This window comes from Streptomyces sp. NPDC048172, assembly GCF_043202595.1.
Classification (GTDB): domain Bacteria; phylum Actinomycetota; class Actinomycetes; order Streptomycetales; family Streptomycetaceae; genus Streptomyces.
On sequence record NZ_JBIDAT010000003.1, the window covers coordinates 474,401 to 497,632 of the forward strand.

Genomic DNA, 23,232 nt, shown 5'->3' on the forward strand with positions numbered 1-23,232 from the left:
TAGCGTCCGGAATCATGCGACAACTGACTCACGCACCTTCTCGCGCCGACGGCCCCCGGCGCGCCGCCGACGCCTCCGGGGACGCCCTTGACCTGGCCGCGCAGGTCTCCGTGGCGACCGGGACCGACGGCTCGGCGGCGGGGCCGGGTCCGGGGCCCTGGATCGGTCCCCGCCACACCACGCTGCTGGACGCGTGCCGTGGCGAGCCGCTTCCGGTCGCGGAACTCGCCGTCGTCGCCGGACTGTCCGTCACGGCCGTACAGGCGCTGATAGGTGATCTTCTCCGGCGCGGCTGCGTCACCGTGGTCCCGCCCTCGCCGCCGACCGGGCCGGCGGGAGCGCGGGCGTTGAGCGAGGTGGTCGATGCGCTCCGCGCACTCTGAACTCGCGCCGGCAGGCCCTGTGGCGGAGCGGGAGGTACTCGGGGCCGGTGCGCGGGGGACCGGTCGGATCGACCCCGGATCGCAGGCACTGAAGGTGCCTGTCGCGGGAGGAGCGGGTGCGGGGAAAACCACGCTGATCGGCTCGGTCAGCGAGGTCAGGCCCTTGCGCACCGGGAAGAAACGGTCCGGTGCTGCCGAGGTCCCGGCGGCGGGGCCGACGAGGCCGGAGGGGCCCGCCACGGTGGACTTCGGCCGGATACCCGTCCGGCCGGGTCTGTCCCTCTGCCTTTTCGCCATGCCCGCGGCGGACGCGCATCGCTCCGCATGGAACGAGCTGACGCGAGGCGCGTTGGGCGCGGTCGTCCTCGCCGACGCCGAAAGGCTGGAGGACTGCTTCCCGTCCGTGAACTACTTCGAGCGCAACCGTGTGCCGTTCGTCGTCGCCGTCAACTGTCTGTCGGGCGAGAGCCCGTACGCCGCGTACGACATCGCTCGTGCCCTCGACCTGGACGCGCGAACGCCCGTGATGCTGTGCGACGCGCGTGATCGTGACTCGGCCAAGGAGGTGCTGATCCGACTGCTCGACCACGCGGGCCGTCGGCAGCTCACGGAGCATGTCACGGGGCACTTCGCAGAGACGGATGTGACATCTGTGGCGGAGGAGAGGCCGGATCGGGACTAAGCGTGCGTAGTGGTTGCTGACCGTGCTCTCGTGGGTAAGGGTGGCTCGGCAGATGCCGAGAAAAAAGGGGGCAGCGGAGTGGCACTGAACACGGGACTCGACTGGCTGCTGGACGATCTGACCAAGCGGATCTCCTCCGTCCGGCACGCGCTGGTGCTCTCCAACGACGGACTGGTGACGGGGAGCAGCCAGGAACTCGCGAGGGAGGACGCCGAGCACCTTGCCGCCGTCGCTTCCGGACTGCACAGCTTGGCGAAGGGCTCGGGACAGCACTTCAAGGCCGGGCGGGTGCGGCAGACGATGATCGAATTCGACGAGGGGGTGCTCTTCGTGACCGCGGCGGGCGACGGCAGTTGCCTGTGCGTGCTCGCGGGGGCCGAGGCCGATATCGGTCAGGTCGCCTACGAGATGACGCTGCTGGTGAACCGCGTCGGAGAACATCTCGGGGTCGCGGTGCGAAACGGGCAGTGACCTGCGGTTCTGTGGAGTTTTCCACAGGCCGCGCGGGATGCTGGCGGGCGCGTTACCGTTTTTCACGCACGGTAATTGAGCGACTGCGGGGGATGAGTGTCATGCCAGTGAATTCCGCATGCGGAGACCATGGCGCCGAGTCAGGGGCCACGGGGACGGGACAGGAGAGCACCGCGCCCATGGCGGTGCGCGTGGCGGCGAGGGAGCTGGGGCTGAGGCCCAGGGAGCTCGACCTGGCCATTCAGTTGGACGTGGTGCGCACCGTTCCGGGGGCCAGGGGAGGCCCTCGCAGGGTGCCTCGCGAGGAGTTGAAGCGGGTCAAGGGGACCGAAGGGTTCCCCGAGCGGCTGAGGGAGCGGCTGCGTGTCGTGGGGGCGGAGGAGGGGGCCCGGCTGTTGGGCATCAGCCCCTCCCGCTTCGCCCGGCTGGCGAGGCTGGGCGCCTTCCACCCGGTGCGGTTCTATGTGAATCGCTACCGCACCGTGGTGTGGCTGTATCTCGCGGAAGAGGTGCGCGGATTGGCGGAGCGCAGCCCCGATCTGCTCACCGGCAGGTTCCCCGCCCCGGCGAGGGCGGTCCTCGCCGAGGGGGTCGACAGGCGGGCCCAGCTCTGGCGACACCGACGGGTGGGGCAGCTCGCCCGGCAGGCGGGCGGGGCCTGGGGGCGGGCGGCGGCCCGAGCGGCGGTTCTCGATGAGGACGTGCTGGCGGAAGCCGTTCCCGACATGGAAGAGCGTGCCCTGCTCCACGCCCTCCGGCCCCGGCTGGCCGATGTGCCCGGTGGGACACCGGCCACACAGGAGGTGGTGGCCGAGCTCTGTCTCGCGGACAGCGAGGAGGAGATCCTCTGGCACCGGTTGACGCTCTCCGCGGAGTTGGAGGAGGCACGCGAGCCGGCGGAGCACGAGACCGGGCACGCTCCTGTCGCCTCGGCGCGAGCCGCTGATTCCCCGCCGGACACGGGGGAGGGGCGGAGCCCGGAGCTGGTCCCCCGGGAGAGCATCGTCCGGGCCCGGGAGGAAGCGGCGAGGGAGAGGAGGCGCTGGCGCCCGTGGCCCCGCCGGGGAAAGCTCGTCAGTCGCCCAGCTTTCTGAAGAGCCCTTCCTGCATCACGGAGACGATCAGCTTGCCCTCGCGGTCGTAGATCTGGCCGCGGGCGAGTCCACGGGCGCCTGTGGCGATGGGGGACTCCTGCTCGTAGAGGAACCACTCGTCGGCGCGGAACGGCCTGTGGAACCACATCGCGTGGTCCAGGGAAGCGGTGTCGAAGCCGCGCGGACCCCAGAGGGGCTCGACGGGGATGCGCACGGCGTCGAGCAGGGTCATGTCGCTCGCGTACGTCACCGCGCAGGTGTGCACGAGGGGGTCGTCGCCCAGCGGCCCCATCGCACGCATCCACACGGCGCTGCGGGGCTCCACGTCCCGCAATTCCTCGGGCGTCCAGCGCAGGCGCTGCACATAGCGGATGTCGAAGGCTTGCCTGCGGGCCATCCGCTCCAAGGGCTCGGGCAGCGTGCCGAGGTGCTCGCGGATCTCGTCCGCGAGCTTCGGCAGGCTCTCCGGCTCAGGCACATCGGGCATTGGGACCTGGTGCTCGAATCCGGGCTCCGGCTGATGGAAGGAGGCGGTGAGATTGAAGATGGTCCGGCCCCGCTGGACGGCGACCACGCGACGGGTGGTGAAGGACCGCCCGTCCCTGACCCGCTCGACCTGGTACACGATGGGCACGCCGGGAATCCCCGGCCGCAGGAAGTACGCGTGCAGGGAGTGCACCGGACGGTGCTCGTCCAGCGTGCGCCCGGCCGCGACGAGCGCCTGCCCGGCGACCTGCCCGCCGAAGACCCGCTGGAGGGATTCCTGGGGGCTGCGGCCCCGGAAGATGTTGAGATCGATCTCTTCCAGGTCCAGCAGGTCGACGAGACGTTCGGCAGGACTGGGGCCGGTCATGTCGTCGGTTCCTCTCTCGTGTCCGTCTTCGCGGGGGAGACGGGAGCCCTCAGAGCGGCCCCACGCCGGTCACCTTGACCACGGCGCGGCCTTCCTCGTCGGAGGCGACGAGATCGACCTCGGCCGAGATGCCCCAGTCATGATCCCCGTTCGGGTCGGAGAACGTCTGGCGGACGCGCCAGAGCCGGTCCTCCGGGACCTCCTCGATGCTCAGCAGCTTCGGCCCGCGGGCGTCCGGACCCGTGCCCAGGTCGTCGTACTCTTCCCAGTACGCGTCCATGGCCTCGGCCCAGGCGTCCTCGTCCCAGCCCGCCTCGCTGTCCATCTCGCCCAGCTCCGCGACATCGTCCAGCGCGGCCAGCTCCACCCGGCGGAACATCGCGTTGCGGACGAGCACGCGGAACGCCCGGGGATTGGCGGTGACCGGCTTGACCTGGTCGGCGCGCTCCTGGGCCTCCTCGGCGGTCTCGTCCTCCGGGTTGGCGAGCTGCTCCCACTCGTCGAGCAGGCTGGAGTCGACCTGGCGGACCATCTCGCCGAGCCACTCGATGATGTCCTGGAAATCCTCCGACTTCAGATCGTCGGGGACGGTGTGCTCCAGGGCCTTGAAGGCGCTCGCGAGGTAGCGGAGCACGATGCCCTCGGTGCGGGCCAGCTCGTAGAACGAGACGAACTCGGTGAAGGTCATCGCCCGCTCGTACATGTCGCGGATGACGGACTTCGGGGAGAGCGGGTGATCGCCGACCCAGGGGTGGGACTTGCGGTAGAGACCGTAGGCGTGGAACAGCAGCTCCTCGAGGGGCTGCGGGTAGCTGATGTCCATCAGCCGTTCCATCCGGTCCTCGTACTCGACGCCGTCGGCCTTCATCTGGGCCACCGCCTCGCCCTTGGCCTTGTTCATCTGGGCGGCCAGGATCTGCCGAGGGTCGTCCAGCGTCGACTCGACGACCGAGACCATGTCCAGGGCGTACGAGGGGGACTCGGGGTCCAGCAGTTCGAAGGCCGCGAGGGCGAAGGTGGACAGCGGCTGGTTGAGGGCGAAGTCCTGCTGGAGGTCGACGGTCAGCCTGATCGTGCGGCCCTCGGCGTCCGGTGTGTCCAGCCGCTCGACGATGCCGCCGTCCAGCAGGGAGCGGTAGATCGCGATGGCGCGGCGGATGTGCCGGAGCTGGGAGCGCCGGTCCTCGTGGTTGTCCTCCAGGAGCTGCCGCATCTGCGCGAAGGCGTCGCCGGGCCGGGCGATGACCGACAGCAACATCGCGTGGGTGACGCGGAAGCGGGAGTTGAGCGGCTCGGGCTCGGAGGAGATCAGCTTCTCGAAGGTCTGCTGGCTCCAGTTGACGAAGCCCTCCGGCGCCTTCTTGCGGACGACCTTGCGGCGCTTCTTGGGATCGTCGCCCGCCTTGGCGAGCGCCTTCTCGTTCTCGACGACGTGCTCGGGGGCCTGGGCGACGACGAAGCCCGAGGTGTCGAAGCCCGCGCGCCCGGCGCGCCCCGCGATCTGGTGGAACTCCCGCGCGCGCAGCGTCCGCACACGGGAGCCGTCGTACTTGGTGAGGGCGGTGAACAGGACGGTCCGGATGGGCACGTTGACGCCGACGCCGAGCGTGTCGGTGCCGCAGATGACCTTCAACAGCCCGGCCTGGGCGAGCCGTTCCACCAGCCGCCGGTACTTGGGCAGCATGCCCGCGTGGTGCACCCCGATGCCGTGCCGGACGTAACGGGAGAGGTTCTTGCCGAACTTCGTGGTGAAGCGGAAGTTGCCGATGACCTTGGCGATCTCGTCCTTCTCGGCGCGGGTCGACATGTTGATGCTCATCAGCGCCTGAGCGCGCTCGACGGCCTGCGCCTGCGTGAAGTGGACGATGTAGACCGGTGCCTGGTGGGTGTCCAGCAGTTCGGTCAGCGTCTCCGTGAGCGTGGTGGTGCGGTATTCGTAGGACAGCGGCACGGGGCGGGTCGCGGAGCGGACGACGGCCGTGGGCTTGCCCGTACGGCGTGTCAGGTCCTCCTCGAACCGGGAGACGTCGCCGAGCGTGGCCGACATCAGGATGAACTGGGCCTGCGGGAGCTCCAGCAGCGGAATCTGCCAGGCCCAGCCCCGGTCCGGCTCGGCGTAGAAGTGGAACTCGTCCATCACGACCTGGCCGATGTCGGCGTCGGCGCCGTCCCGCAGCGCGATCGAGGCGAGGACCTCGGCGGTGCAGCAGATGATGGGGGCGTCGGCGTTCACGGAGGCGTCGCCGGTGAGCATGCCGACGTTCTCGGTACCGAACAGCTTGCACAGGTCGAAGAACTTCTCGGAGACCAGCGCCTTGATCGGCGCGGTGTAGAACGTGACCTTGTCCTGCGCCAGCGCGGTGTAGTGGGCGCCGGCGGCGACCAGACTCTTGCCGGATCCGGTGGGGGTGGAGAGGATCACGTTCGCCCCGGAGACCACCTCGATCAGCGCCTCTTCCTGGGCGGGATAGAGCGAGATGCCCCGCTCTTCGGCCCAACTGGAGAAGGACTCGAAGAGGGCATCCGGATCGGCGTCGCTCGGCATCTGATCGATAAGGGTGGCTGTCACGCCCCCCATACTGCCTGCTGCTGCCACGGATCCGGGAACCGGTGGGTCCGTGGTGATCATCGGACGCTACGCTGTGTTGCCGACGGGGCGTCAGTCGGCAGGGGCGGGGCACGGCCAGGCCGTGCACGGCGAGCGCAGCGAGCATCACGAGATCGGGGCGGGGATACGCATGATGGGACCGGCGCACTCACTGTCGGGGGCCGCCGCATGGCTCGGTGTGGGGGCCGCGGCCGCGGCGGCGGACCATCCGATGCCCTGGCCCGTGGTGGTCGTCGGCGCGCTCATCTGCGCCGGAGCGGCGCTGGCGCCCGATCTGGACCAGAAGTCCGCGACGATCTCCCGTGCCTTCGGCCCGCTCTCCCACGCGCTGTGCGGGGTGATAGACAAGCTCTCCACGGCTGTCTACAACGGCACGAGGGCCCGCGGCGAGCGACGCCGCGCGGGCGGTCACCGCACGCTCACCCACACCTGGATCTGGGCGATCTTCATCGGTGTCGGTTTCTCGGCCGCGGCGGTGATCTGGGACCGGTGGGCGGTGCTCGTGATCCTCTTCATCCACATGGTGCTCGCGGTCGAGGGGCTGCTGTGGCGGATGGCCCGGGTCTCCAGCGACGTGCTGGTCTGGCTGCTCGGCGCGGCCAGCGCGTGGATCCTCGCGGGCGTCCTGGACAAGCCGGGGAACGGTTCGGACTGGCTGTTCACCGGGGACGGCCAGGAGTACATGTGGCTGGGGCTGCCCATCGTGCTCGGCGCGATGGTGCACAACATCGGCGACGCGCTCACGGTCTCCGGCTGCCCGGTCCTGTGGCCCATCCCCATCGCGGGCAAGCGCTGGTACCCGCTGGGCACCCCCCGCTTCATGCGCTTCAGGGCGGGCGCCTGGGTGGAGAACAACGTGCTGATGCCCGCCTTCATGCTGCTCGGCGGCGCCGGGAGCCTGGTGGCGCTCGGCTTCATAGGGGGCTGACTCCCGGGACGTACCGCTCGGCGCGGGAGCGCCCGGCGCCGGACGTGCTCACCGCGACCTCCGCGGTCGCGGAGTCGGGGGCGACCGCACCACCTCATGCGGCGAGAGCGCGGCCCGGCGGCGGTCTGCCGCCAGGCGTTCCCCGCCGAACGCCTTCCCACCGAGCGCTCTGCCACCCGGCGTCCTCCCACCGAGCGCCATGTCACCAGATGTACTGCCACCTGCACGACTCGTGGGTGCCCCCGCGTCAGCCGTGCCAGGAGCGCCAGAGCGCCGCGTACGGGCCGTCGGCTGCCACCAGGGCGTCGTGGCTGCCGAGTTCGCTGATCCGTCCGTCCTCGACCACGGCGATGACGTCGGCGTCGTGGGCGGTATGGAGGCGGTGCGCGATGGCTACGACGGTGCGTCCCTCCAGCACCTGGGCGAGCGAGCGTTCCAAGTGCCGTGCCGCGCGGGGGTCGAGGAGCGAGGTCGCCTCGTCCAGGACCAGCGTGTGCGGGTCGGCGAGCACGAGACGGGCCAGCGCGATCTGCTGGGCCTGTGCCGGGGTGACCACGAGCCCGCCCGAGCCGATCTCGCTGTCGAGTCCGGTGGACAGGTCACGGGCCCAGGTGTCCGCGTCGACCGCGCCCAGGGCCGCCCACAGCTCGGCGTCCGTGGCGTCCGTACGGGCGAGGAGGAGGTTGTCGCGGAGGGAGCCGACGAAGACGTGGTGCTCCTGGTTGACCAGCGCGACATGGCGGCGGACCTCTTCGGCGGGCATGTCGGCCAGCGCGGTGCCGCCCAGGGTGACCTCGCCCCTGCGCGGGCCGTAGATCCCGGCGAGGAGCCGGCCGAGCGTGGATTTGCCCGCGCCCGACGGACCGACCAGCGCCACGCGCGTACCGGGCGGGACCTGGAGCGTGACCCCGTGCAGCACGTCGACGTCCGGGTGGTAGCCGAAGCGCACCCGCGCGGCGCGTACGTCACGGCCCTCGGGGGACAGCTCGCCGTCACCGGCGTCGGGCTCGATCTCGCGGACGCCCACCAGACGGGCCAGGGAGACCTGCGCGACCTGGAGCTCGTCGTACCAGCGCAGGATCATGCCGATGGGTTCGATCAGCATCTGGGCCAGCAGGGCGCCCGTGGTCAGTTCGCCGACGCCGATCCAGCCCTGGAGGACGAAGACGCCACCGAGCAGCACGACGGAGCCGAGGACCAGCAGGTTGGTGATGTTGATCGTGGGGAAGATGATCGTGCGCAGCCAGAGGGTGTAGCGCTCCCAGGCGGTCCACTCGGAGATCCTGCGCTCGGAGAGCGCCACGCGCCGGTCGCCGAGCCGGTGGGCCTCCACGGTCCCGCCCGCGTCCACGGTCTCGGCGAGGGCGGCGGCGACGGCCGCGTATCCGGCGGCCTCGGCGCGGTAGGCCCGGGGAGCCCGGCGGAAGTACCAGCGGCAGCCGATCAGCAGGACGGGCAACGCGATCAGGACGGAGAGCGCCAGCGGGGGTGCGGTGATCGTCATCGCGCTCAGCAGCAGGCCTGCCCAGACGATGCCGATCGAGAGCTGCGGCACCGCCTGGCGCATGGCCTCGGCCAGGCGGTCGATGTCGGTGGTGATCCGGGACAGCAGGTCGCCCGTCCCGGCCCGCTCCAGCACGCTCGGCGGCAGGCCGACGGCGCGGACGAGGAAGTCCTCCCGGAGGTCGGCGAGCATGCGTTCGCCGAGCATCGAGCCGCGCAGCCGTACCTGCCAGACGAAGACGGACTGGATCGCGAGGGCCACGGCGAACAGGGCGACGGCGCGGCCCAGATGGAGGTTGCGTTCGCCTTCCGAGAGGTCGTTGACGAGGGTGCCGAGGATCTGGGGCCCGACCATAGAGGCGATGACCGCGACGGCGTTGACGGCCATCAGAGCCGCGAACGCCTTCCGGTGCCGCCGCAGCAGCTCGCGCACATAGCCGCGCACGGTCGCGGGGGAGCCGACCGGCAGGGTCGTGACGTTCTCCGGGGCGGAGGGGTCGTACGCGGGAGGGGCGACGCCAAGTCTCTGTTTCACGCGGACTCAGCTCCTTCCGGCTGCCCGGCGAGGGCGGCGCGCAGCGGCGGGACCGCCGGTTCGGGCTCACGGGTGACGACGGCGCGGTACGCCGGATCGCGACGCACCAGATCGCGGTGGGTGCCCGAAGCCGCCGCGCTGCCGTCGTGCACGAAGACGACCCGGTCGGCGCGGTCCAGGAGCAGCGGACTGGAGGTGAGGACGACCGTGGTGCGTGCCTCCCGGAGCTGCTTGAGGCCCCGGGCGATACGGGCCTCGGTGTGCGAGTCGACGGCAGAGGTCGGCTCGTCCAGCACCAGCACCTCCGGGTCGGTGATCAGCGAGCGGGCCAGGGCGAGGCGCTGGCGCTGGCCGCCGGAGAGGGAGCGGCCCCGTTCCGTGACACGGGCACGCAGCGGCTCGCCCTTCGCGTCGGGGCTGCCCTGGGTGAGCGCGGTGAGCACGTCGGCGCACTGCGCGGCCTCCAGCGCGCGCTCGACGGTGACCTTCCCGGACGAGGGCACGTCCAGCAGCTCGGCGAGGGTGCCCGACAGCAGGACCGGGTCCTTGTCCTGGACCAGGACGGCGGTGCGGGCGGCGTCGAGGGTGAGGTCGTCGAGAGCCATGCCGTTGAGCAGCACGGAGCCGGAGCCGCTGGGTACGGCCGGATGGCCGCCCAGACGCTCGGCGAGGCGTCCGGCCGCGTCGGGGTCGCCGCACACCACGGCGGTCAGCTCGCCGTTGCGGGCACGGAGGCCGCTCGAGGGGTCGTACAGGCCGCCCTCGCGCTCGCTCCCGCCGTTCTTCAGGTTCCCGTCGGCCTCGCGGGCCGCCGTGGTCTCCCCAGCCGCCTTGGCCGCCGCAGCAGCCTCTGCGGACTCCGCACCCGCCCCAGCTGCGCTGACGTCCTGGGCCTCCTGTGCCCTCTGTGTCTCCTGCGCTTCCCGGGGCTCCTGCGTCTCCTCTGCCTCATCGGCAGCGGCCTCATCGGCAGCGGGCTCGCGGCGGAGGGCGAGCACGCGGGCCGCGCGGGCGGCGGAGGGGCGGGAGAAGGAGTACGCCATGGCGAACTCCTGGAAGAGGCGGAGCGGGAAGAGGAGGAACATGACCGCGCCGTAGACCGTGACCAGCTCGCCGACCGCGATGCGGCCGTCGAGGGCCATGTTCGCGCCGAACCACACCACACAGAGGAGCAGCAGACCCGGCAGCGCGACCTGCACGGCCTCGATGAGGGCCCACATCCGGGCCGTCCGTACGGCGGCGTGCCGCACCTCCTGGGAGACGCGGCGGTACCGGCCGAGGAACAGTTCCTCGCCGCCGATCCCGCGCAGCACACGGAGCCCCGCGACGGTGTCGGCGGCCAGTTCGGTGGCGCGGCCCGCCTTCTCGCGCTGGAAGTCCGCGCGCCCCGTGGCCTTCGGCAGCAGCGGCAGCACGGCCAGCGCCAGGACCACCATGCCGAGCCCGACGAGCAGGCCCAGGGCGGGCTGGTAGATCATCAGGCCGCCGCAGACGGCCAGCGTGGTGAGCAGCGCCGCGCTGAAGCGGGAGGCCGACTCGACGCACCAGCCGATCTTCTCGATGTCCCCCGTGGAGACGGCGACGACCTCACCGGCGGCGACGCGGCGGGTCAGCGTGGCGCCGAGCTCGGAGGCGCGGCGGGCGAGGAGCTGCTGGACGCGGGCGGACGCGGTGATCCAGTTGGTGACGGCGACCCTGTGGAGCATCGTGTCACCGAGGGTCACCGTGATCGCGAGCAGTGCCATGACTCCGCCCGCCGTCGCCAGCTTCCCGCCCGACTCCGCCACCACCGCGTCCACGGCGAGGCCGGTGGCGACGGGGAGCGACGCGGCGGACACCAGGTGCATCAGCCCCCAGCCGAGGGCCTTGCCCTGGCCTCCGAGCTGGCTCCGGCCGAGCCACAGGAGCAGCCGGAAGCCCGAGCGTGTGTCAGGGACACCCGGATCGGGATACGGAAGATCGCGAATCTGCATGACGTCCCAGGTCAGTTCGGTGTTCGGGCGGAGTGGCCCGGAGAAAGGCTGCTGCCAGAAGGGCCGAAAATCAACGGGTTTTCCCATACGGCGTGGGACATCAGGTCAATGCGACCATGGAGGGCATGCGCATACCTGGGACTGAGCGGACGCGGGGCAGGGCAGGGGCGGCGGCCATGGCAGCGGGCGCGACGGCCCTCGCCCTCCTGCTGGCGGGCTGTGGCGGCGGCGACGGTGACTCGGCGGGGCAGCGGGCCGAGGCGCGCGCCAAGCCGTCGGAGAAGCAGGCGTCCCCCTCCCAGGACCCGACACGCGTGCCCGGCGTCGGCGACCGCCTCCAGGCGAGGATCCCCGGGAACAGCACCCAGGCGGTGACCGTACGGGGCGAGGGGGTGAACTCGCCGGACGCGACCGTGCGGCTCTACGAGAAGCACGGCGAGAAGTGGTCCCAGACCGCGAGCTGGCGCGCGCACAACGGCAAGAAGGGGTGGACGAAGAGCCACAGGGAGGGCGACAAGCGCAGCCCCGTGGGCGTGTTCACGCTGACCGACGCGGGAGGGGTGCTGGCCGACCCGGGGGCCAAGCTGCCGTACTCCCACAGCTCGGCCTTCACCCCGCCCACGTATTGGCCGAAAAAGACGCGTCATGACTTCGACTACGTGATCGCGGTTGACTACAACCGCGTCAAGGGCACCTCACCGCTCGACCCGACCCGTCCCCAGGGCAAGGCCAAGGGCGGAAGCATCTGGCTGCACCGGGATCACGGCAGCGGCACCTCGGGGTGCGTCAGCGTCTCCAAGGCCGGGATGGAGAAGCTGCTGCGCACCCTCGATCCGAAGAAGCACCCCGTGGTGGCGATGGGCGACAAGGCGGCGCTGGAGAGCTGAAGCTGACTCGCGCGCCGCCTCGCGCCCGCGCGGGTCAGCCCTTCGGCTTCTCCGAGTCGATGCCGCCGCGCTCCTTCTTCCACAGCCCGCGCGTGAAGTCGGGGATCTCCTGCGGCATGCCGTTCGCCTTGATCGAGGCGTGGCTCAGCGGTACGGGCGCGGTCCAGGTCGCCGCGTCGTAGACGTCGAAGTCGGGGACCAGGCCCAGTTGCATGCACTGCATCAGCCGGAACAGCATGATGTAGTCCATGCCGCCGTGTCCGCCCGGCGGGTTGGCGTGCTCCTTCCAGAGCCAGTGGTCGAAGTCCTTGTACTTGTCGAAGTCGCCCCACTCGTGGCCGGACATCTCCGGCTCCAGGTAGATGCGGGGCGGGTAGTCCTCGAAGACGCCCTTGGTGCCCGCCAGGATGTTGAGCCGGTCGTAGGGGTGCGGGTTGGAGACGTTGTGCTCCAGGCGGATCACGCGGCCCTTGGCGGTCTGGACGAGACTTATCGACATGTCGCTACTTATGTACGTCTCCTTCCAGCTCTCGTCACCCGGCGGCATGTGCTCCTTGCGGTAGGCGGCGAGGCCGAGCGCGGGGGAGCCGAACGTGGTGATCCGTACGGCACGGTCGCCGCGGTTGACGTCCATGTAGTTCGAGGCGGGCCCGAAGCCGTGGTTGGGGTAGAGGTCGCCCTTGAGGCGGGTGTGCCACTTGCGGCGCCACGGACCCTCGTAGTACTCGGGGTCGAACATCAGCTCGCGCAGGTCGTGGATGTACGCGCCGGCGCTGTGCAGCAGGTCGCCGAAGAGGCCCTCGTGGGCCATGCGCAGGACGCGCATCTCGTTCTGCCCGTACGCGCAGTTCTCCAGCTGCATGCAGTGCTTCCGGTGCCGTTCGGAGAGGTCCACCAGCTCCCAGAGCTGCTTGAGCTCCAGTGCGAGCGGACACTCGACGCCGACGTGCTTGCCGCCCTTGAGCGCGGCCTTGGCCATCGCGTAGTGCCAGTCCCAGGGGGTCGCGACGTAGACGAAGTCGAGGTCGCCGCGGGTGCACAGCTTCTCGAAGTCGTGGTCGCCCTTGGTGTAGAGGGTGGGAGCGGGCTGGCCCGCCTCGGTGACCTTCTTCGCGGCCTTCTCCGCCTTTTCGCGCACCGGGTCGCAGAGCGCGACCACGCGCACGCCCTTGAGGGCGAGGAAGAGGTCGATCATGCTGCCGCCGCGCTGGCCCAGGCCGATGATGCCGACCCGGACGGTGCTCCGTCCCTCGAAGGGCACGCCGATCATCGTCTCGCCCTGGCGCGGGGGAGCGGCGGGCGCGCTGCCGTCCGCCGCCGCGGCCGCTGCCGTGTCCTGTCCGGCCGCCGCGCCCGTGCCGGTGCCGAGCGCCCCGATGCCTAGTCCCGCGCCTGCCGCGCCCGCAGTTCGAAGGACGGAACGGCGGCTGAATCCTGGGTCGTTCATGGGGCCTCCCGCGGCTCGGTGTGAGATTTCTGCATGTCTTATGTCTGAAGTCGTTCGTCTGAGCGCCAGAAACGTCAACTCCGTGCAGGACCCTCGTGGTTGAGGCCAGTGGTGCGCAAGAGGGCGGACTTGGACTCTTCGCGAGGAGACTTGGACTCTTGTGGCCGCAAAATCTTGCAGCAAGAAGCTGGAAACCCTTGCTTCATCTCTTGACGTGTCCACGTTGTCGGGGCAGGCTCGCTGCCGTATCCCCCCACGGCGGCCCAGGCGCGTGGCTGCCTTCCCCCGGGCATGCCCCTGTGCCCGTACGACGAAGGAGCCGCACACCATGAGAAAACGCCTGCTCGCGGCGAGCACGGCAGGAGTGCTGGCGGCCGGAGCCCTGACGGCCGTCGCTCCCTGGCAGTCCCAGGCCGCGCCGCCCGGCGAGAAGTCCGTCACCGCCACGCTCTTCGAGAGGCCGTTCACCTCGGTGGCCAAGGAGTGCACCAGTACGCTCGGCCCCGCAGGTTACGGCTACGTCGAGGTCTCCCCGGCCACCGAGCACATCCAGGGCGACCAGTGGTGGACCTCGTACCAGCCCGTCAGCTACAAGATCGCAGGACGGCTGGGCAGCCGGGCCGACTTCGAGAGCATGGTCAAGACCTGCGACGAGGCCGGGGTCAAGGTCATCGCCGACGCGGTCATCAACCACATGAGTTCCGGCTCGGGCACCGGAACCGGCGGCACCGCGTACTCCAAGTACAACTACCCGGACACCTTCCAGGACGGCGACTTCCACGGCTGCCGGAAGGACATCACGGACTACGGCAACCGTGAGAACGTCCAGACCTGCGAGCTCGTCGGTCTCTCCGACCTCGACACGGGCAGCGAGGCGGTGCAGACGACCATCGCCAAGTACCTCGACGACCTGCGCTCCATGGGCGTCGCGGGCTTCCGTATCGACGCGGCCAAGCACATGGCGGCCAAGGACATCGAGGGCATCAAGGCCAAGATGACCCAGGACCCCGGGTACTGGGTCAGCGAGGTGATCTACGGCGCGGGCGAGGCCGTCCAGCCCGACGAGTACACGGGCGTCGGCGACGTCGACGAGTTCCGCTACGGACACCACGTCAAGAGCGCGTTCCAGGGCGGAGACCTGGGCTCGCTCCAGAACGTCGGCGACGGCAAGCTGGGCGGCGGCTCCGCCCGTACGTTCGTCGACAACTGGGACACCGAACGGAACGGGTCGACGCTCACCTACAAGGACGGTGCCACCTACACCCTGGCCAACGTCTTCCTGCTGGCCCATCCGTACGGCTCGCCCAACGTGTACTCGGGATACGAGTTCAGCTCCAACGACGCCGGTCCGCCGAGCGGTGACTCGGGCTGGACCAACACCCACGCCAAGCCGCAGATCACCGGCATGGTCGGCTTCCGCAACGCGGTCGGCGACGCGGAGCTGACCGACTGGTGGTCGGAGGGCTCGGCGGTCGCGTTCAGCCGGGGCGACAAGGGCTTCGTCGCCGTCAACAACGGTGACGGCGAACTCGCGAAGTCCTTCAAGACCTCGCTCCCCGCGGGCTCCTACTGCAACGTCGCGTCCGGCGAGTCGGGCGACTGCGCGGAGAAGGTCGAGGTGTCCGGGGACGGCACGGCCGAGCTGAAGGTGCCCGGGAAGGGCGCTGTCGCGCTCCACGTGGACGCGAAGGCCTGACGGCGGAGCTCCGGGACCGCCGGGCCGCCCGCGGCCTCCCCAGGCCGCCTGGAGCTCTTCTCAGGGCCACCCGCCCCCGTGCGGCCCACCCGCCCCCGTGCGGCCCACCCGCCCCCGTGCGCGCGTGTGCGTCTATCGGGGGCGGGTGGCCCGCTCCAGCTCCAGCACGACCGAGCGGTATCCGGGGCCGCCCGTCGCGAAGTCCATGCCGATCTCGCAGGTGCGGTTGGCGGACAGGTACGCGTCGTACGGGCGCGCGTTCACCTCGGCGGCCTCTCTTGCCGTCGCCGACAGGGTGAGCTCCTTGTGCAGCATTCCCCGGTCGCCCGCGAAGGCGCAGCAGCCCGCGTCGAGCGGGACGACGACCTCCTCGGCGCACGCTTCCGCGACCCGCTTCAGATGGTCCTCGTCGCCCAGGTGCTGCATGGAACAGGTGGGATGAAGGACCGCCGACTCGATGCGGTGCTCCACCGTCAGGTGCGGCAGCAGTTCGTCGGCCGCCCAGACCAGTGAGTCGACCACTGTCAGACGGTCGTGCAGCTTGGCGTTGGCCGGTGTCAGATAGGGCACCACTTCGTGGGCGATCCCCAGTGTGCAGGACGAGGCGTCCACGACGAGGGGCAGTTCCCCTCCGTCCGTCCAGCGCCACGCGGCCTCCACGATCCGGTTGGCCATCAGGGCGTTGCCCGAGTCGTAGCCCTTGGAGTGCCAGATGGTCGCGCAGCAGGTGCCTGTGACGTCCTCCGGGATCCATACGGGACGTCCCGCGCGGGCCGAGACGATGACCATGGCCTCCGGGAGCGAGGGGCCCTCGTGGCCCTCCGGGTCGCCGAAGATGCGGTTGACGCAGGCGGGGTAGTAGACGGCCGCCGCACTCGCCCTGTCCGTCGCGGGGAGCCGTTTGGCGGCGGCCCCCGGGATTTCCGGCAGCCACTCCGGTACGAGGTCGGGCCGTACGGCCTTGCGCACGCCCGCGGTGGCCTTCTCCAGCAGACGGTCGCCCAGGTCGCCGTTCCGGCCGCGCAGCCTCTTGCGCACCTGGTCGGCCGCGGCGACGGCGAGGCGCGCGGAACGTTCCACCGTGGCGAAGTTCTTCGCCACGCGTGCCGCCGCGCGCTCCTCGCGCCCCGAGTGGCGGGCGTGGCGGAAGTCCTTCATCATCGCGCCGGTGTCGATGCCGACGGGGCAGGCGATCTTGCAGGTGGAGTCGCCGGCGCAGGTGTCGACCGCGTCGTAGCCGTAGGAGTCCAGCAGGTTGTCGTTGACCGGCGAGGCGGGTGCCTGGCGCATCATCTCGCGGCGCAGCACGATGCGCTGGCGCGGCGTCGTGGTCAGGTCCTCGCTGGGGCAGGTCGGTTCGCAGAAGCCGCACTCGATGCACGGGTCGGCGACAGCTTCGACCTTCGGGATGGACTTCAGGCCGCGCAGGTGCGCCTTGGGGTCACGGTCCAGGACCACGCGCGGGGCGAGCACCCCTTCCGGGTCGAACAACCGCTTGATCCGCCACATGAGCTCGGTGGCTCTCTCGCCCCACTCCAGCTCCAGGAAGGGCGCGATGTTCCGCCCTGTGGCGTGCTCCGCCTTGAGCGAGCCGTCGAAGCGCTCCACCGTCAGGCGGCAGAAGTCGTCCATGAAGGCCGCGTACCGGTCGACGTCCTCCGGGAGGGCGGCGTCGAAGGCCAGCAGGAAGTGCAGGTTCCCGTGGGCGGCGTGGCCCGCCACGGCCGCGTCGAAGCCGTGCCGCTCCTGGAGTTCGAGCAGGGCCTCGCACGCCTCGGCGAGCCGCGAGGGCGGTACGGCGAAGTCCTCCGTGATCAGCGTCGTCCCGGACGGGCGGGAGCCGCCCACGGCCGTGACGAACGCCTTACGGGCCTTCCAGTACGAGGCGATGGTCCCGGCGTCCCTGGTGAACTCGTTCGTCACGGAGGGAACGGGCGCGACCAGTTCGAGCCCGGACACCACCTCACGGGCGGCCCGTTCGCTCTCCTCGCGTGCCTCCTCGTCGGGGGAGCGGAATTCGACCAGGAGGGCCGTCGTCTCCTTGGGCAGCTCCGCCCAGTCCTGGGGGACGCCCTGCACGCTGACGGAGGCACGGAGCGTGTTGCCGTCCATCAGCTCGACGGAGAGGGCACCCGCCTCGTTGAACCGGGGCACCGCGGCGGCCGCCGCCGAGAGGGAGGGGAAGAAGAGCAGTCCTGTGGAGGTGAACCTGTTCAGCGGAAGGGTGTCGAAGACCACCTCGGAGAGGAAACCCAGCGTCCCTTCCGACCCCACCATGAGGCCGCGCAGGATGCTCACGGGGGAGTCCCCGTCGAGGAAGGCGTCCAGCCGGTAGCCGTTGGTGTTCTTCAGCTCGTACTTGGCGCGGATGCGGGCGACGAGCTCCGGGTCGGACTCGATCTCCCCCTTGAGCGCCATCAGCCCCTCGCACAGCGCGGGTTCGGCGTGCACCAGGTTCTCGTCGGCGTCCGGTTCGGCCGTGTCCACCACGGTGCCGCTCGGCAGTACGGCCGTGAGCGAGACGACCGTACGGTACGAGTTGCGGGTGGTGCCCGCCGTCATGCCGGACGCGTTGTTCGCGACCACGCCGCCGACGGTGCAGGCGATCGCGCTCGCCGGATCGGGGCCGAGGAGCCGCCCGTACGGCGCCAGCGCGGCGTTCGCCCGGAAGACGGTGGTGCCGGGCAGGATCCGCATCCGCCTGCCCTCGTCGTCCAGCACCTCCGTGCCCACCCAGTGCTGGCGGACGTCCACGAGGATGTCCTCGCCCTGGGCCTGCCCGTTGAGCGAGGTGCCCGCCGCGCGGAAGACGACGTCGCGGCCGTTCCCGCGCGCGTAGGAGAGCACCGCCGAGACGTCGTCCAGGTCCTCGGCCAGCACCACGACCTGCGGCACGAAGCGGTAGGGGCTGGCGTCGGACGCGTAGCGCACCAGGTCCGAGACCTTCCAGAGCACCTTCCCGGGGCCCAGGAGCCGCTCCAGGTCGCCGCGGAGGGGCTGCGGCGTGCCGAGGGCGCGGGAGTCCGGGACGCGGTCGCCGGAGGGCGTGTGACCCGCCGAAGGGTGGGGACGCAGGGCGCCAGGCTGGGGTTCGAGCAGGGGCATGGCATCTCCTGGGCGCACGGGAGGCGGGAGTTGATGTGCGCTACATGCTAGTTCCGCACGTGAGAGGGCGCTCTGTCAGGTCCTGGGCTCCCCGGCAGGGCCGCGGTCGGAGGACTTCCCGGCGGGGCCGCAGCCGGAGTGCTTGCCGTGCCCGCCGGTGTCGAGGAGCGCCAGCAGCGTGCTCAGCTCCTCGCGCTGGCCGTGCGAGAGGGGGGCCAGGAGGTCCTCGGCGGCGGATCGGCGGGCCTGCCGCAGCTCCTGGAGGGCCTCTCTGCCGCCCTCGGTCAGCTCGATGCGGGTCACCCGGCGGTTGGCCGTGTCGGGGACGCGGCGGACCAGGGAACGCTCCTCCAGCGCGTCGACCAGGCTGGTCACCTGCCGGGGCACGACGCCGAGCCGCTCGGCGAGGTCGGCCATGCGCGGGGGCTCCGGGCTGTGCCCCGTGACGCGCAGCAGGCGGGCCTGTGCGGGCGTCACGCCGACGGGCGCGAAGCTCTGCCGGTGCGCGTGGTTCAGCCGCTTGGTGAGCCGCAGGAGCTGGTCGGCGAGGTCTCCGGCCGACTCGCCGGAGGGGCGGTGCGTCATGGCGGCAGCGTATCAGGACATAGTTCATTGTGAGTATAGGTAACAATGAACTATGCTCTTGTCAGAGTGAGCCCACCCGAACCCCCAAGGAGCCCCTTGCGCCCTGAATCACCCGGCTGGAAGCCGTCGCCCAAGGACCCGCTGGCCCCCGAGCAGCCCGTGCGGATCCGTCGCATCCTCCGCCTGTTCCGCCCGTACCGCGCCCGGCTGGTCACCGTGGGCCTCCTGGTCGCCGCGTCCTCGCTCGTCTCGGTCGCCTCGCCGTTCCTGCTGCGCGAGATCCTCGACGTCGCCATCCCGCGGCAGCGCACCGGACTGCTGAGCCTGCTCGCCCTCGGCATGATCGCGACGGCGGTCATGACCAGCGTCTTCGGCGTCCTCCAGACGCTCATCAGCACCACCGTGGGCCAGCGCGTCATGCACGACCTGCGCACCAGCGTCTACGGGAAGCTCCAGCGGATGCCGCTCGCGTTCTTCACCCGTACGCGCACCGGCGAGGTCCAGTCGCGGATCGCCAACGACATCGGCGGCATGCAGGCCACCGTCACCTCCACCGCGACCTCCCTGGTCTCCAACCTCACCAGCGTGATCGCGACCATCGTCGCCATGCTCGCGCTCGACTGGCGGCTCACGGTGGCCTCGCTGCTCCTGCTGCCCTTCTTCGTGTGGGTGAGCCGCCGTGTCGGACGCGAGCGCAAGAGGATCACCACGGAGCGTCAGAAGCAGATGGCCTCCATGTCGGCGATCGTCACCGAGTCGCTGTCCGTCAGCGGCATCCTGCTCGGCCGCACCATGGGCCGCGCCGACTCGCTCACCAGGAGCTTCGCCGACGAGTCCGAGCGCCTGGCCGACCTGGAGATCCGCTCCAGCATGGCGGGACGCTGGCGCATGTCGACCATCGGCATCGTGATGGCCGCCATTCCGGCGCTCCTGTACTGGACGGCGGGAATGCTCGTCCATTTCGGCGGGCCCGCGTTCTCCATCGGCACCCTGGTCGCGTTCGTCACCCTGCAGCAGGGGCTGCTGCGGCCGACCGTCTCGCTGCTGAGCACCGGTGTGGAGATGCAGACGTCCCTGGCGCTCTTCCAGCGGATCTTCGAGTACCTCGACCTCCCGGTCGACATCACGGAGCCCGAGCACCCGGTCACCCTGCCGAAGGCCAAGGGGGAGGTCCGCTTCGAGAAGGTCGGCTTCTCCTACGACGGGAACGAGCCGGGCGCCACCCTGCGGGACATCGACCTGACTGTCCCGGCGGGCACCAGCCTGGCCGTCGTCGGCGCGACCGGATCCGGGAAGAGCACCCTGAGCTATCTGGTGCCACGGCTGTACGACGTCACCGACGGACGCGTCACCCTGGACGGGGTGGACGTGCGGGACCTGGACTTCGCGTCCCTCTCGCGCGCGGTCGGCGTGGTCTCCCAGGAGACCTACCTGTTCCACGCCACCGTCGCCGACAACCTGCGCTTCGCCAAGCCCGAAGCGACCGACGAGGAGCTGCGCGAGGCCGCACGGGCCGCCCAGATACACGACCAGATCGCCGCCCTGCCGGACGGCTACGACACGGTCGTCGGTGAACGCGGCTACCGCTTCTCCGGCGGCGAGAAGCAGCGCCTGGCGCTCGCGCGGACCATCCTGCGCGACCCGCCCGTGCTCATCCTCGACGAGGCGACCAGCGCGCTCGACACCCGTACCGAACGGGCCGTGCAGCAGGCGGTCGACGCACTCTCGGAGGGGCGCACCACCCTGACCATCGCGCACCGTCTGTCCACGGTCCGCGACGCGGACCAGATCGTCGTCCTCGACCAGGGACGCGTCGTCGAACGCGGCACCCATGACGAACTGCTCGCCGCCGACGGGCGGTACGCCGCACTCGTCCGGAGGGACGCGCAGACCACAGAAGCCCCCGCTGTCGCAGTCCGCGCCATCGGCTCGACCTCGTCACCGCTCTGACGGATCCTGGAGGAAGGAACGAGGTTCCAGGGGGTGGCGTCATGGACAAGTACGGCAGTGCTCATGAATGGCCGCACGGCGGCGGCCCGTTGTGGCTCCATCCGGACGACGACCTGGCGCCGAACCGGCCCGGCGAGCACCTGCACGCCCGTCTCGCCTCTTACGAGGCGCATGCCGGGTCCCCGGGCGCCCCGCGCGTGTGGGCCGCACGGCTGACGGGGCGGACCGACCAGGCGGCCGTATGGCGCGGACAGCTCGCCGGACAGCAAGAAGTGGGGGACGCGCTGGAGTCGATGACCGGGGGCGGATGGAGGGTCCTGCACGCGATCCCGCTCCCCTCGCACTCTGTCATCTCCCACCTGCTGATCGGCCCGGGCGGGGTGTTCACTCTCCGCACGGAGCACCACAGGCGCGCACACGTCCGAGTGGGGCACGATTCGGTCCGTGTCGGGCGGCGGCGCCACGAGCCGTACGTACGGCTGGCACGGCGCGAGGCGCAGGCGGCGTCCCTGGCTCTCAGCCGCGGCTGCGACGTCATGGTCGAGGCCCAGCCGGTACTGGTCTTCGCGGCCGTCTCGCGGATCACTGTCACACCCGAGGCGGGCAGCGTCCGGGTGATGCGGGAGGGGGAGGTGACCCGGCTGGGGGAGGGTGTGGCCGTATGGAAGCCGCCGGAGATCGAGGCGGTCTACGCCGTCGCGCGCGACAGGCGCACCTGGACCCGTCTGTGAACCGGAGGGCCAGCCTGTGAACCGGAGGGGACGGACGCGCCGGAATGGCTAGCGGTGGACGCCGCGCGGCTTCGGGTCGAAGACGCAGAACTCGTTCCCCTCCGGGTCGGACATGATGTCCCAGGCGATCTTCTCGTCCCGGCGGCGCACCAACGTCGCCCCCAGGGCGACCAGTTCGGCGGTGTTCCCGAAGACGTCCAGGTGCATGCGGTTCTTGACCGTCTTCGGCTCGGTCACCGGGTTGAACCAGATGAGCGGCCCCGCTCCGGCGGGGTCGAAGATGGGCACGGGCCACTCCTGAGGGCGTTCGGCGTAGCCGGCCGGGGGCTGGCGCCGCTCGTAGCCCAGCGCGGCGCACCACCAGTCGGCCAGCGACTGGTGGTCGACGGCGTCCATGACGAGGTCCTTGAATCGTGCGGCCATAGCCGGAGCCTAGCCCGGCCGGGCCGCCTCAGCCGGATCTCGCCGGTACCTCAGCCGTACAGCAGGTACGGGCGCCGCTTCCGGGTGAAGGCGCGCACCTCGGAGCGCCACGCGGCGGTGACGGCGGCCGTGTCCTTGCCGTCGTCGATCATCTCCCGCAGCCGGGGCGAGCCCGAGAGCTTGTCGATCCAGTACGGCCGCGGATCCTGGTCCTTGCGCCAGGCGAAGCCGTCGTACTTACGGGCCTCCACCAGCATGGCGACGGCCGTGGGAACCGCCTCGTACCGCGCGGGATCGGTCACCAGGAGCTGCACGCCCGCACAGGTCTTGCCCGTGTACTTGCTGAACGTCGGGACGAAGTAGCCCTCCCGGAAGCGCACGCCCGGAAGCCTCTGCGCGTTGAGCCGGTCGCTGTAGCGGTAGTCCAGATAGGGCGCCCCGATGAACTGGAACGGCTGGGTGGTGCCACGTCCCTCGGACAGGTTGGTGCCTTCGAAGTAGCCCGTGCCCGCGTACGCGGTCGCCGTGTCCGGCGTCGGCATGTTGGGCGAGGGCGGCACCCACGGCAGCCCGGTGCTCTGGGCCGTCGAGGACGGGTCCCAGCCGCGCACCGGGACGACCTCCAGCTCGGCCTTCCCGCCGTCGCCCTCCTGCGGGAGGAGTTCACCGTTGAAATAGCGTGCCATCTCGCCGACGGTCATGCCGTGCTGCTGGATGATCGGCTTGAGCCCGACGCCCGAGGAGAACTCCGGCGTCAGCAGCGGACCGTCCGCTCTGCGGCCGATGGGGTTGGGTCTGTCCAGCACGAGGAACCGGGCGCCCGTGTCCCGCGCGGCGACCATCGCGTGGAACATCGTCCAGATGTACGTGTAGAACCGCACGCCCACGTCCTGGATGTCGAAGACGATGGTGTCCGCCCCGGCCTTGCGGAACAGGGCGGCCATCTTCTTCGCGTCGGCGCCGTACGCGTCGTACACGGTCAGGCCCGTGCGCGGGTCCTCGAACTCCGGCTCCGACTCGCCCGCCTGGGCGCTGCCCCGGAATCCGTGCTCGGGGCCGAAGACCCCGACGATGTTCAGCTCGTCCCGCGCGGCCATCGAGTCGACCACATGGCTCGCGTCGCGCAGGATGCCGGTCGGGTTGCTGACGACGCCGACCTTGCGGCCCCGCAGCATGCGCCACCCCCGTGAGGCGGCGACATCGGCGCCGGGGACGACGGTGTGCGCCGAACCGTGCCCTCCCGGCGGAGCCGCGCTCGCGGCGCCGGCGGTGAGCAGCGGGGCGGCGAGAGCGGCGGCTGTGCCGCCTGCCATGAGGGAACGGCGGGAGGGAGCGCTGGCCATGACGGACCGTCCTTCCGGAAGAGGGAGGGCTGGGC

Annotated in this window: 18 protein-coding genes; 9 read left to right on the forward strand and 9 right to left on the reverse strand. The window is 70.8% G+C overall.

Translation table 11 applies throughout. The annotated features are described in order from the left end of the window. The first annotated feature begins 14 nt into the window (after window positions 1-14). The 4 genes from ACGF3A_RS15535 to ACGF3A_RS15550 all read left to right on the forward strand — a co-directional run bounded on the left by ACGF3A_RS15535 (window position 15) and on the right by ACGF3A_RS15550 (window position 2,630). Window positions 15-383, forward strand: a complete 369-nt coding sequence (locus tag ACGF3A_RS15535) for a DUF742 domain-containing protein (protein ID WP_393729867.1) — start codon at window positions 15-17, stop codon at window positions 381-383. Then, window positions 364-1,065 carry an ATP/GTP-binding protein gene (locus ACGF3A_RS15540; protein ID WP_393729869.1) on the forward strand — a complete coding sequence of 234 codons (702 nt, stop codon included), beginning with the start codon at window positions 364-366 and terminating at the stop codon, window positions 1,063-1,065. The genes ACGF3A_RS15535 and ACGF3A_RS15540 overlap by 20 nt, the downstream gene beginning before the upstream one ends. A gap of 78 nt (window positions 1,066-1,143) precedes the next feature. After that, window positions 1,144-1,536, forward strand: coding sequence for a roadblock/LC7 domain-containing protein (locus ACGF3A_RS15545; protein ID WP_344525029.1), 393 nt, complete (start codon window positions 1,144-1,146; stop codon window positions 1,534-1,536). 179 nt (window positions 1,537-1,715) lie between these two features. Next, a complete protein-coding gene (locus tag ACGF3A_RS15550) occupies window positions 1,716-2,630 on the forward strand; it encodes a DUF6397 family protein (protein ID WP_393729871.1) in 915 nt (304 codons plus the stop codon). Here ACGF3A_RS15550 and tesB read toward each other — a convergent pair. Beyond that, window positions 2,611-3,483: an acyl-CoA thioesterase II gene (gene tesB, locus ACGF3A_RS15555; protein ID WP_393729873.1), complete on the reverse strand. Its 873-nt coding sequence runs from the start codon at window positions 3,481-3,483 to the stop codon at window positions 2,611-2,613. The genes ACGF3A_RS15550 and tesB overlap by 20 nt on opposite strands. Before the next feature lie 49 nt (window positions 3,484-3,532). Next, complete coding sequence (locus tag ACGF3A_RS15560) at window positions 3,533-6,061, reverse strand: DEAD/DEAH box helicase (protein ID WP_393729875.1); 2,529 nt, start codon at window positions 6,059-6,061, stop codon at window positions 3,533-3,535. Between the two features lie 160 nt (window positions 6,062-6,221). Here ACGF3A_RS15560 and ACGF3A_RS15565 point away from each other — a divergent pair, with 160 nt between their 5' ends. After that, on the forward strand, window positions 6,222-7,019 hold the full coding sequence (locus tag ACGF3A_RS15565) for a metal-dependent hydrolase (protein WP_393730685.1): 798 nt from the start codon (window positions 6,222-6,224) through the stop codon (window positions 7,017-7,019). 247 nt (window positions 7,020-7,266) lie between these two features. Here ACGF3A_RS15565 and ACGF3A_RS15570 read toward each other — a convergent pair whose 3' ends face one another. Continuing rightward, on the reverse strand, window positions 7,267-9,057 hold the full coding sequence (locus ACGF3A_RS15570; protein ID WP_393729877.1) for an ABC transporter ATP-binding protein: 1,791 nt from the start codon (window positions 9,055-9,057) through the stop codon (window positions 7,267-7,269). Beyond that, window positions 9,054-11,030, reverse strand: coding sequence for an ABC transporter transmembrane domain-containing protein (locus tag ACGF3A_RS15575; protein ID WP_393729879.1), 1,977 nt, complete (start codon window positions 11,028-11,030; stop codon window positions 9,054-9,056). Before ACGF3A_RS15575 ends, ACGF3A_RS15570 begins: the two co-directional genes overlap by 4 nt. 176 nt (window positions 11,031-11,206) lie before the next feature. Here ACGF3A_RS15575 and ACGF3A_RS15580 point away from each other — a divergent pair, with 176 nt between their 5' ends. Continuing rightward, window positions 11,207-11,917 (forward strand): L,D-transpeptidase family protein, encoded by a 711-nt coding sequence (locus tag ACGF3A_RS15580; RefSeq protein WP_393729881.1) that lies wholly within the window; start codon window positions 11,207-11,209, stop codon window positions 11,915-11,917. A 34-nt stretch (window positions 11,918-11,951) separates the two neighbouring features. Here ACGF3A_RS15580 and ACGF3A_RS15585 read toward each other — a convergent pair whose 3' ends face one another. Then, window positions 11,952-13,364, reverse strand: coding sequence for a Gfo/Idh/MocA family protein (locus ACGF3A_RS15585; RefSeq protein WP_393729883.1), 1,413 nt, complete (start codon window positions 13,362-13,364; stop codon window positions 11,952-11,954). A gap of 328 nt (window positions 13,365-13,692) precedes the next feature. Here ACGF3A_RS15585 and ACGF3A_RS15590 point away from each other — a divergent pair, with 328 nt between their 5' ends. Next, entirely contained in the window at window positions 13,693-15,060 is a 1,368-nt protein-coding gene (locus ACGF3A_RS15590; RefSeq protein ID WP_393729885.1) for an alpha-amylase family protein, read from the forward strand. Between the two features lie 132 nt (window positions 15,061-15,192). Here the strand turns inward: ACGF3A_RS15590 and ACGF3A_RS15595 are convergent, their stop codons facing one another. Both ACGF3A_RS15595 and ACGF3A_RS15600 read right to left on the reverse strand, forming a co-directional pair. Continuing rightward, window positions 15,193-18,165, reverse strand: a complete 2,973-nt coding sequence (locus ACGF3A_RS15595; RefSeq protein WP_393729887.1) for an FAD-binding and (Fe-S)-binding domain-containing protein — start codon at window positions 18,163-18,165, stop codon at window positions 15,193-15,195. A 75-nt stretch (window positions 18,166-18,240) separates the two neighbouring features. Further along, window positions 18,241-18,750: a MarR family winged helix-turn-helix transcriptional regulator gene (locus ACGF3A_RS15600; protein WP_393729889.1), complete on the reverse strand. Its 510-nt coding sequence runs from the start codon at window positions 18,748-18,750 to the stop codon at window positions 18,241-18,243. A gap of 45 nt (window positions 18,751-18,795) precedes the next feature. Here ACGF3A_RS15600 and ACGF3A_RS15605 point away from each other — a divergent pair, with 45 nt between their 5' ends. Next, complete coding sequence (locus tag ACGF3A_RS15605; protein ID WP_393729891.1) at window positions 18,796-20,700, forward strand: ABC transporter ATP-binding protein; 1,905 nt, start codon at window positions 18,796-18,798, stop codon at window positions 20,698-20,700. 41 nt (window positions 20,701-20,741) lie between these two features. Then, window positions 20,742-21,431 (forward strand): nuclease-related domain-containing protein, encoded by a 690-nt coding sequence (locus tag ACGF3A_RS15610; RefSeq protein WP_393729893.1) that lies wholly within the window; start codon window positions 20,742-20,744, stop codon window positions 21,429-21,431. 48 nt (window positions 21,432-21,479) lie between these two features. On the opposite strand, the gene ACGF3A_RS15615 is transcribed toward ACGF3A_RS15610, so the two are convergent. After that, window positions 21,480-21,854 (reverse strand): VOC family protein, encoded by a 375-nt coding sequence (locus tag ACGF3A_RS15615; protein ID WP_393729895.1) that lies wholly within the window; start codon window positions 21,852-21,854, stop codon window positions 21,480-21,482. Between the two features lie 50 nt (window positions 21,855-21,904). Next, window positions 21,905-23,197, reverse strand: coding sequence for an exo-beta-N-acetylmuramidase NamZ domain-containing protein (locus tag ACGF3A_RS15620; protein ID WP_393729897.1), 1,293 nt, complete (start codon window positions 23,195-23,197; stop codon window positions 21,905-21,907). Window positions 23,198-23,232: the final 35 nt, after the last annotated feature.

Excerpts from the sequence above, each read along its gene's own strand:
- ACGF3A_RS15535 (WP_393729867.1), top strand. The coding sequence starts at position 15 with ATGCGACAACTGACTCACGCACCTTCTCGCGCCGACGGCCCCCGGCGC.
- ACGF3A_RS15540 (WP_393729869.1), top strand. The coding sequence starts at position 364 with ATGCGCTCCGCGCACTCTGAACTCGCGCCGGCAGGCCCTGTGGCGGAG.
- ACGF3A_RS15550 (WP_393729871.1), top strand. The coding sequence starts at position 1,716 with ATGGCGGTGCGCGTGGCGGCGAGGGAGCTGGGGCTGAGGCCCAGGGAG.
- tesB (WP_393729873.1), bottom strand. The coding sequence starts at position 3,483 with ATGACCGGCCCCAGTCCTGCCGAACGTCTCGTCGACCTGCTGGACCTG.
- ACGF3A_RS15560 (WP_393729875.1), bottom strand. The coding sequence starts at position 6,061 with ATGGGGGGCGTGACAGCCACCCTTATCGATCAGATGCCGAGCGACGCC.
- ACGF3A_RS15565 (WP_393730685.1), top strand. The coding sequence starts at position 6,222 with ATGATGGGACCGGCGCACTCACTGTCGGGGGCCGCCGCATGGCTCGGT.
- ACGF3A_RS15575 (WP_393729879.1), bottom strand. The coding sequence starts at position 11,030 with ATGCAGATTCGCGATCTTCCGTATCCCGATCCGGGTGTCCCTGACACA.
- ACGF3A_RS15580 (WP_393729881.1), top strand. The coding sequence starts at position 11,207 with ATGGCAGCGGGCGCGACGGCCCTCGCCCTCCTGCTGGCGGGCTGTGGC.
- ACGF3A_RS15585 (WP_393729883.1), bottom strand. The coding sequence starts at position 13,364 with ATGAACGACCCAGGATTCAGCCGCCGTTCCGTCCTTCGAACTGCGGGC.
- ACGF3A_RS15590 (WP_393729885.1), top strand. The coding sequence starts at position 13,693 with ATGAGAAAACGCCTGCTCGCGGCGAGCACGGCAGGAGTGCTGGCGGCC.
- ACGF3A_RS15595 (WP_393729887.1), bottom strand. The coding sequence starts at position 18,165 with ATGCCCCTGCTCGAACCCCAGCCTGGCGCCCTGCGTCCCCACCCTTCG.
- ACGF3A_RS15600 (WP_393729889.1), bottom strand. The coding sequence starts at position 18,750 with ATGACGCACCGCCCCTCCGGCGAGTCGGCCGGAGACCTCGCCGACCAG.
- ACGF3A_RS15605 (WP_393729891.1), top strand. The coding sequence starts at position 18,796 with ATGAACTATGCTCTTGTCAGAGTGAGCCCACCCGAACCCCCAAGGAGC.
- ACGF3A_RS15610 (WP_393729893.1), top strand. The coding sequence starts at position 20,742 with ATGGACAAGTACGGCAGTGCTCATGAATGGCCGCACGGCGGCGGCCCG.
- ACGF3A_RS15615 (WP_393729895.1), bottom strand. The coding sequence starts at position 21,854 with ATGGCCGCACGATTCAAGGACCTCGTCATGGACGCCGTCGACCACCAG.
- ACGF3A_RS15620 (WP_393729897.1), bottom strand. The coding sequence starts at position 23,197 with ATGGCCAGCGCTCCCTCCCGCCGTTCCCTCATGGCAGGCGGCACAGCC.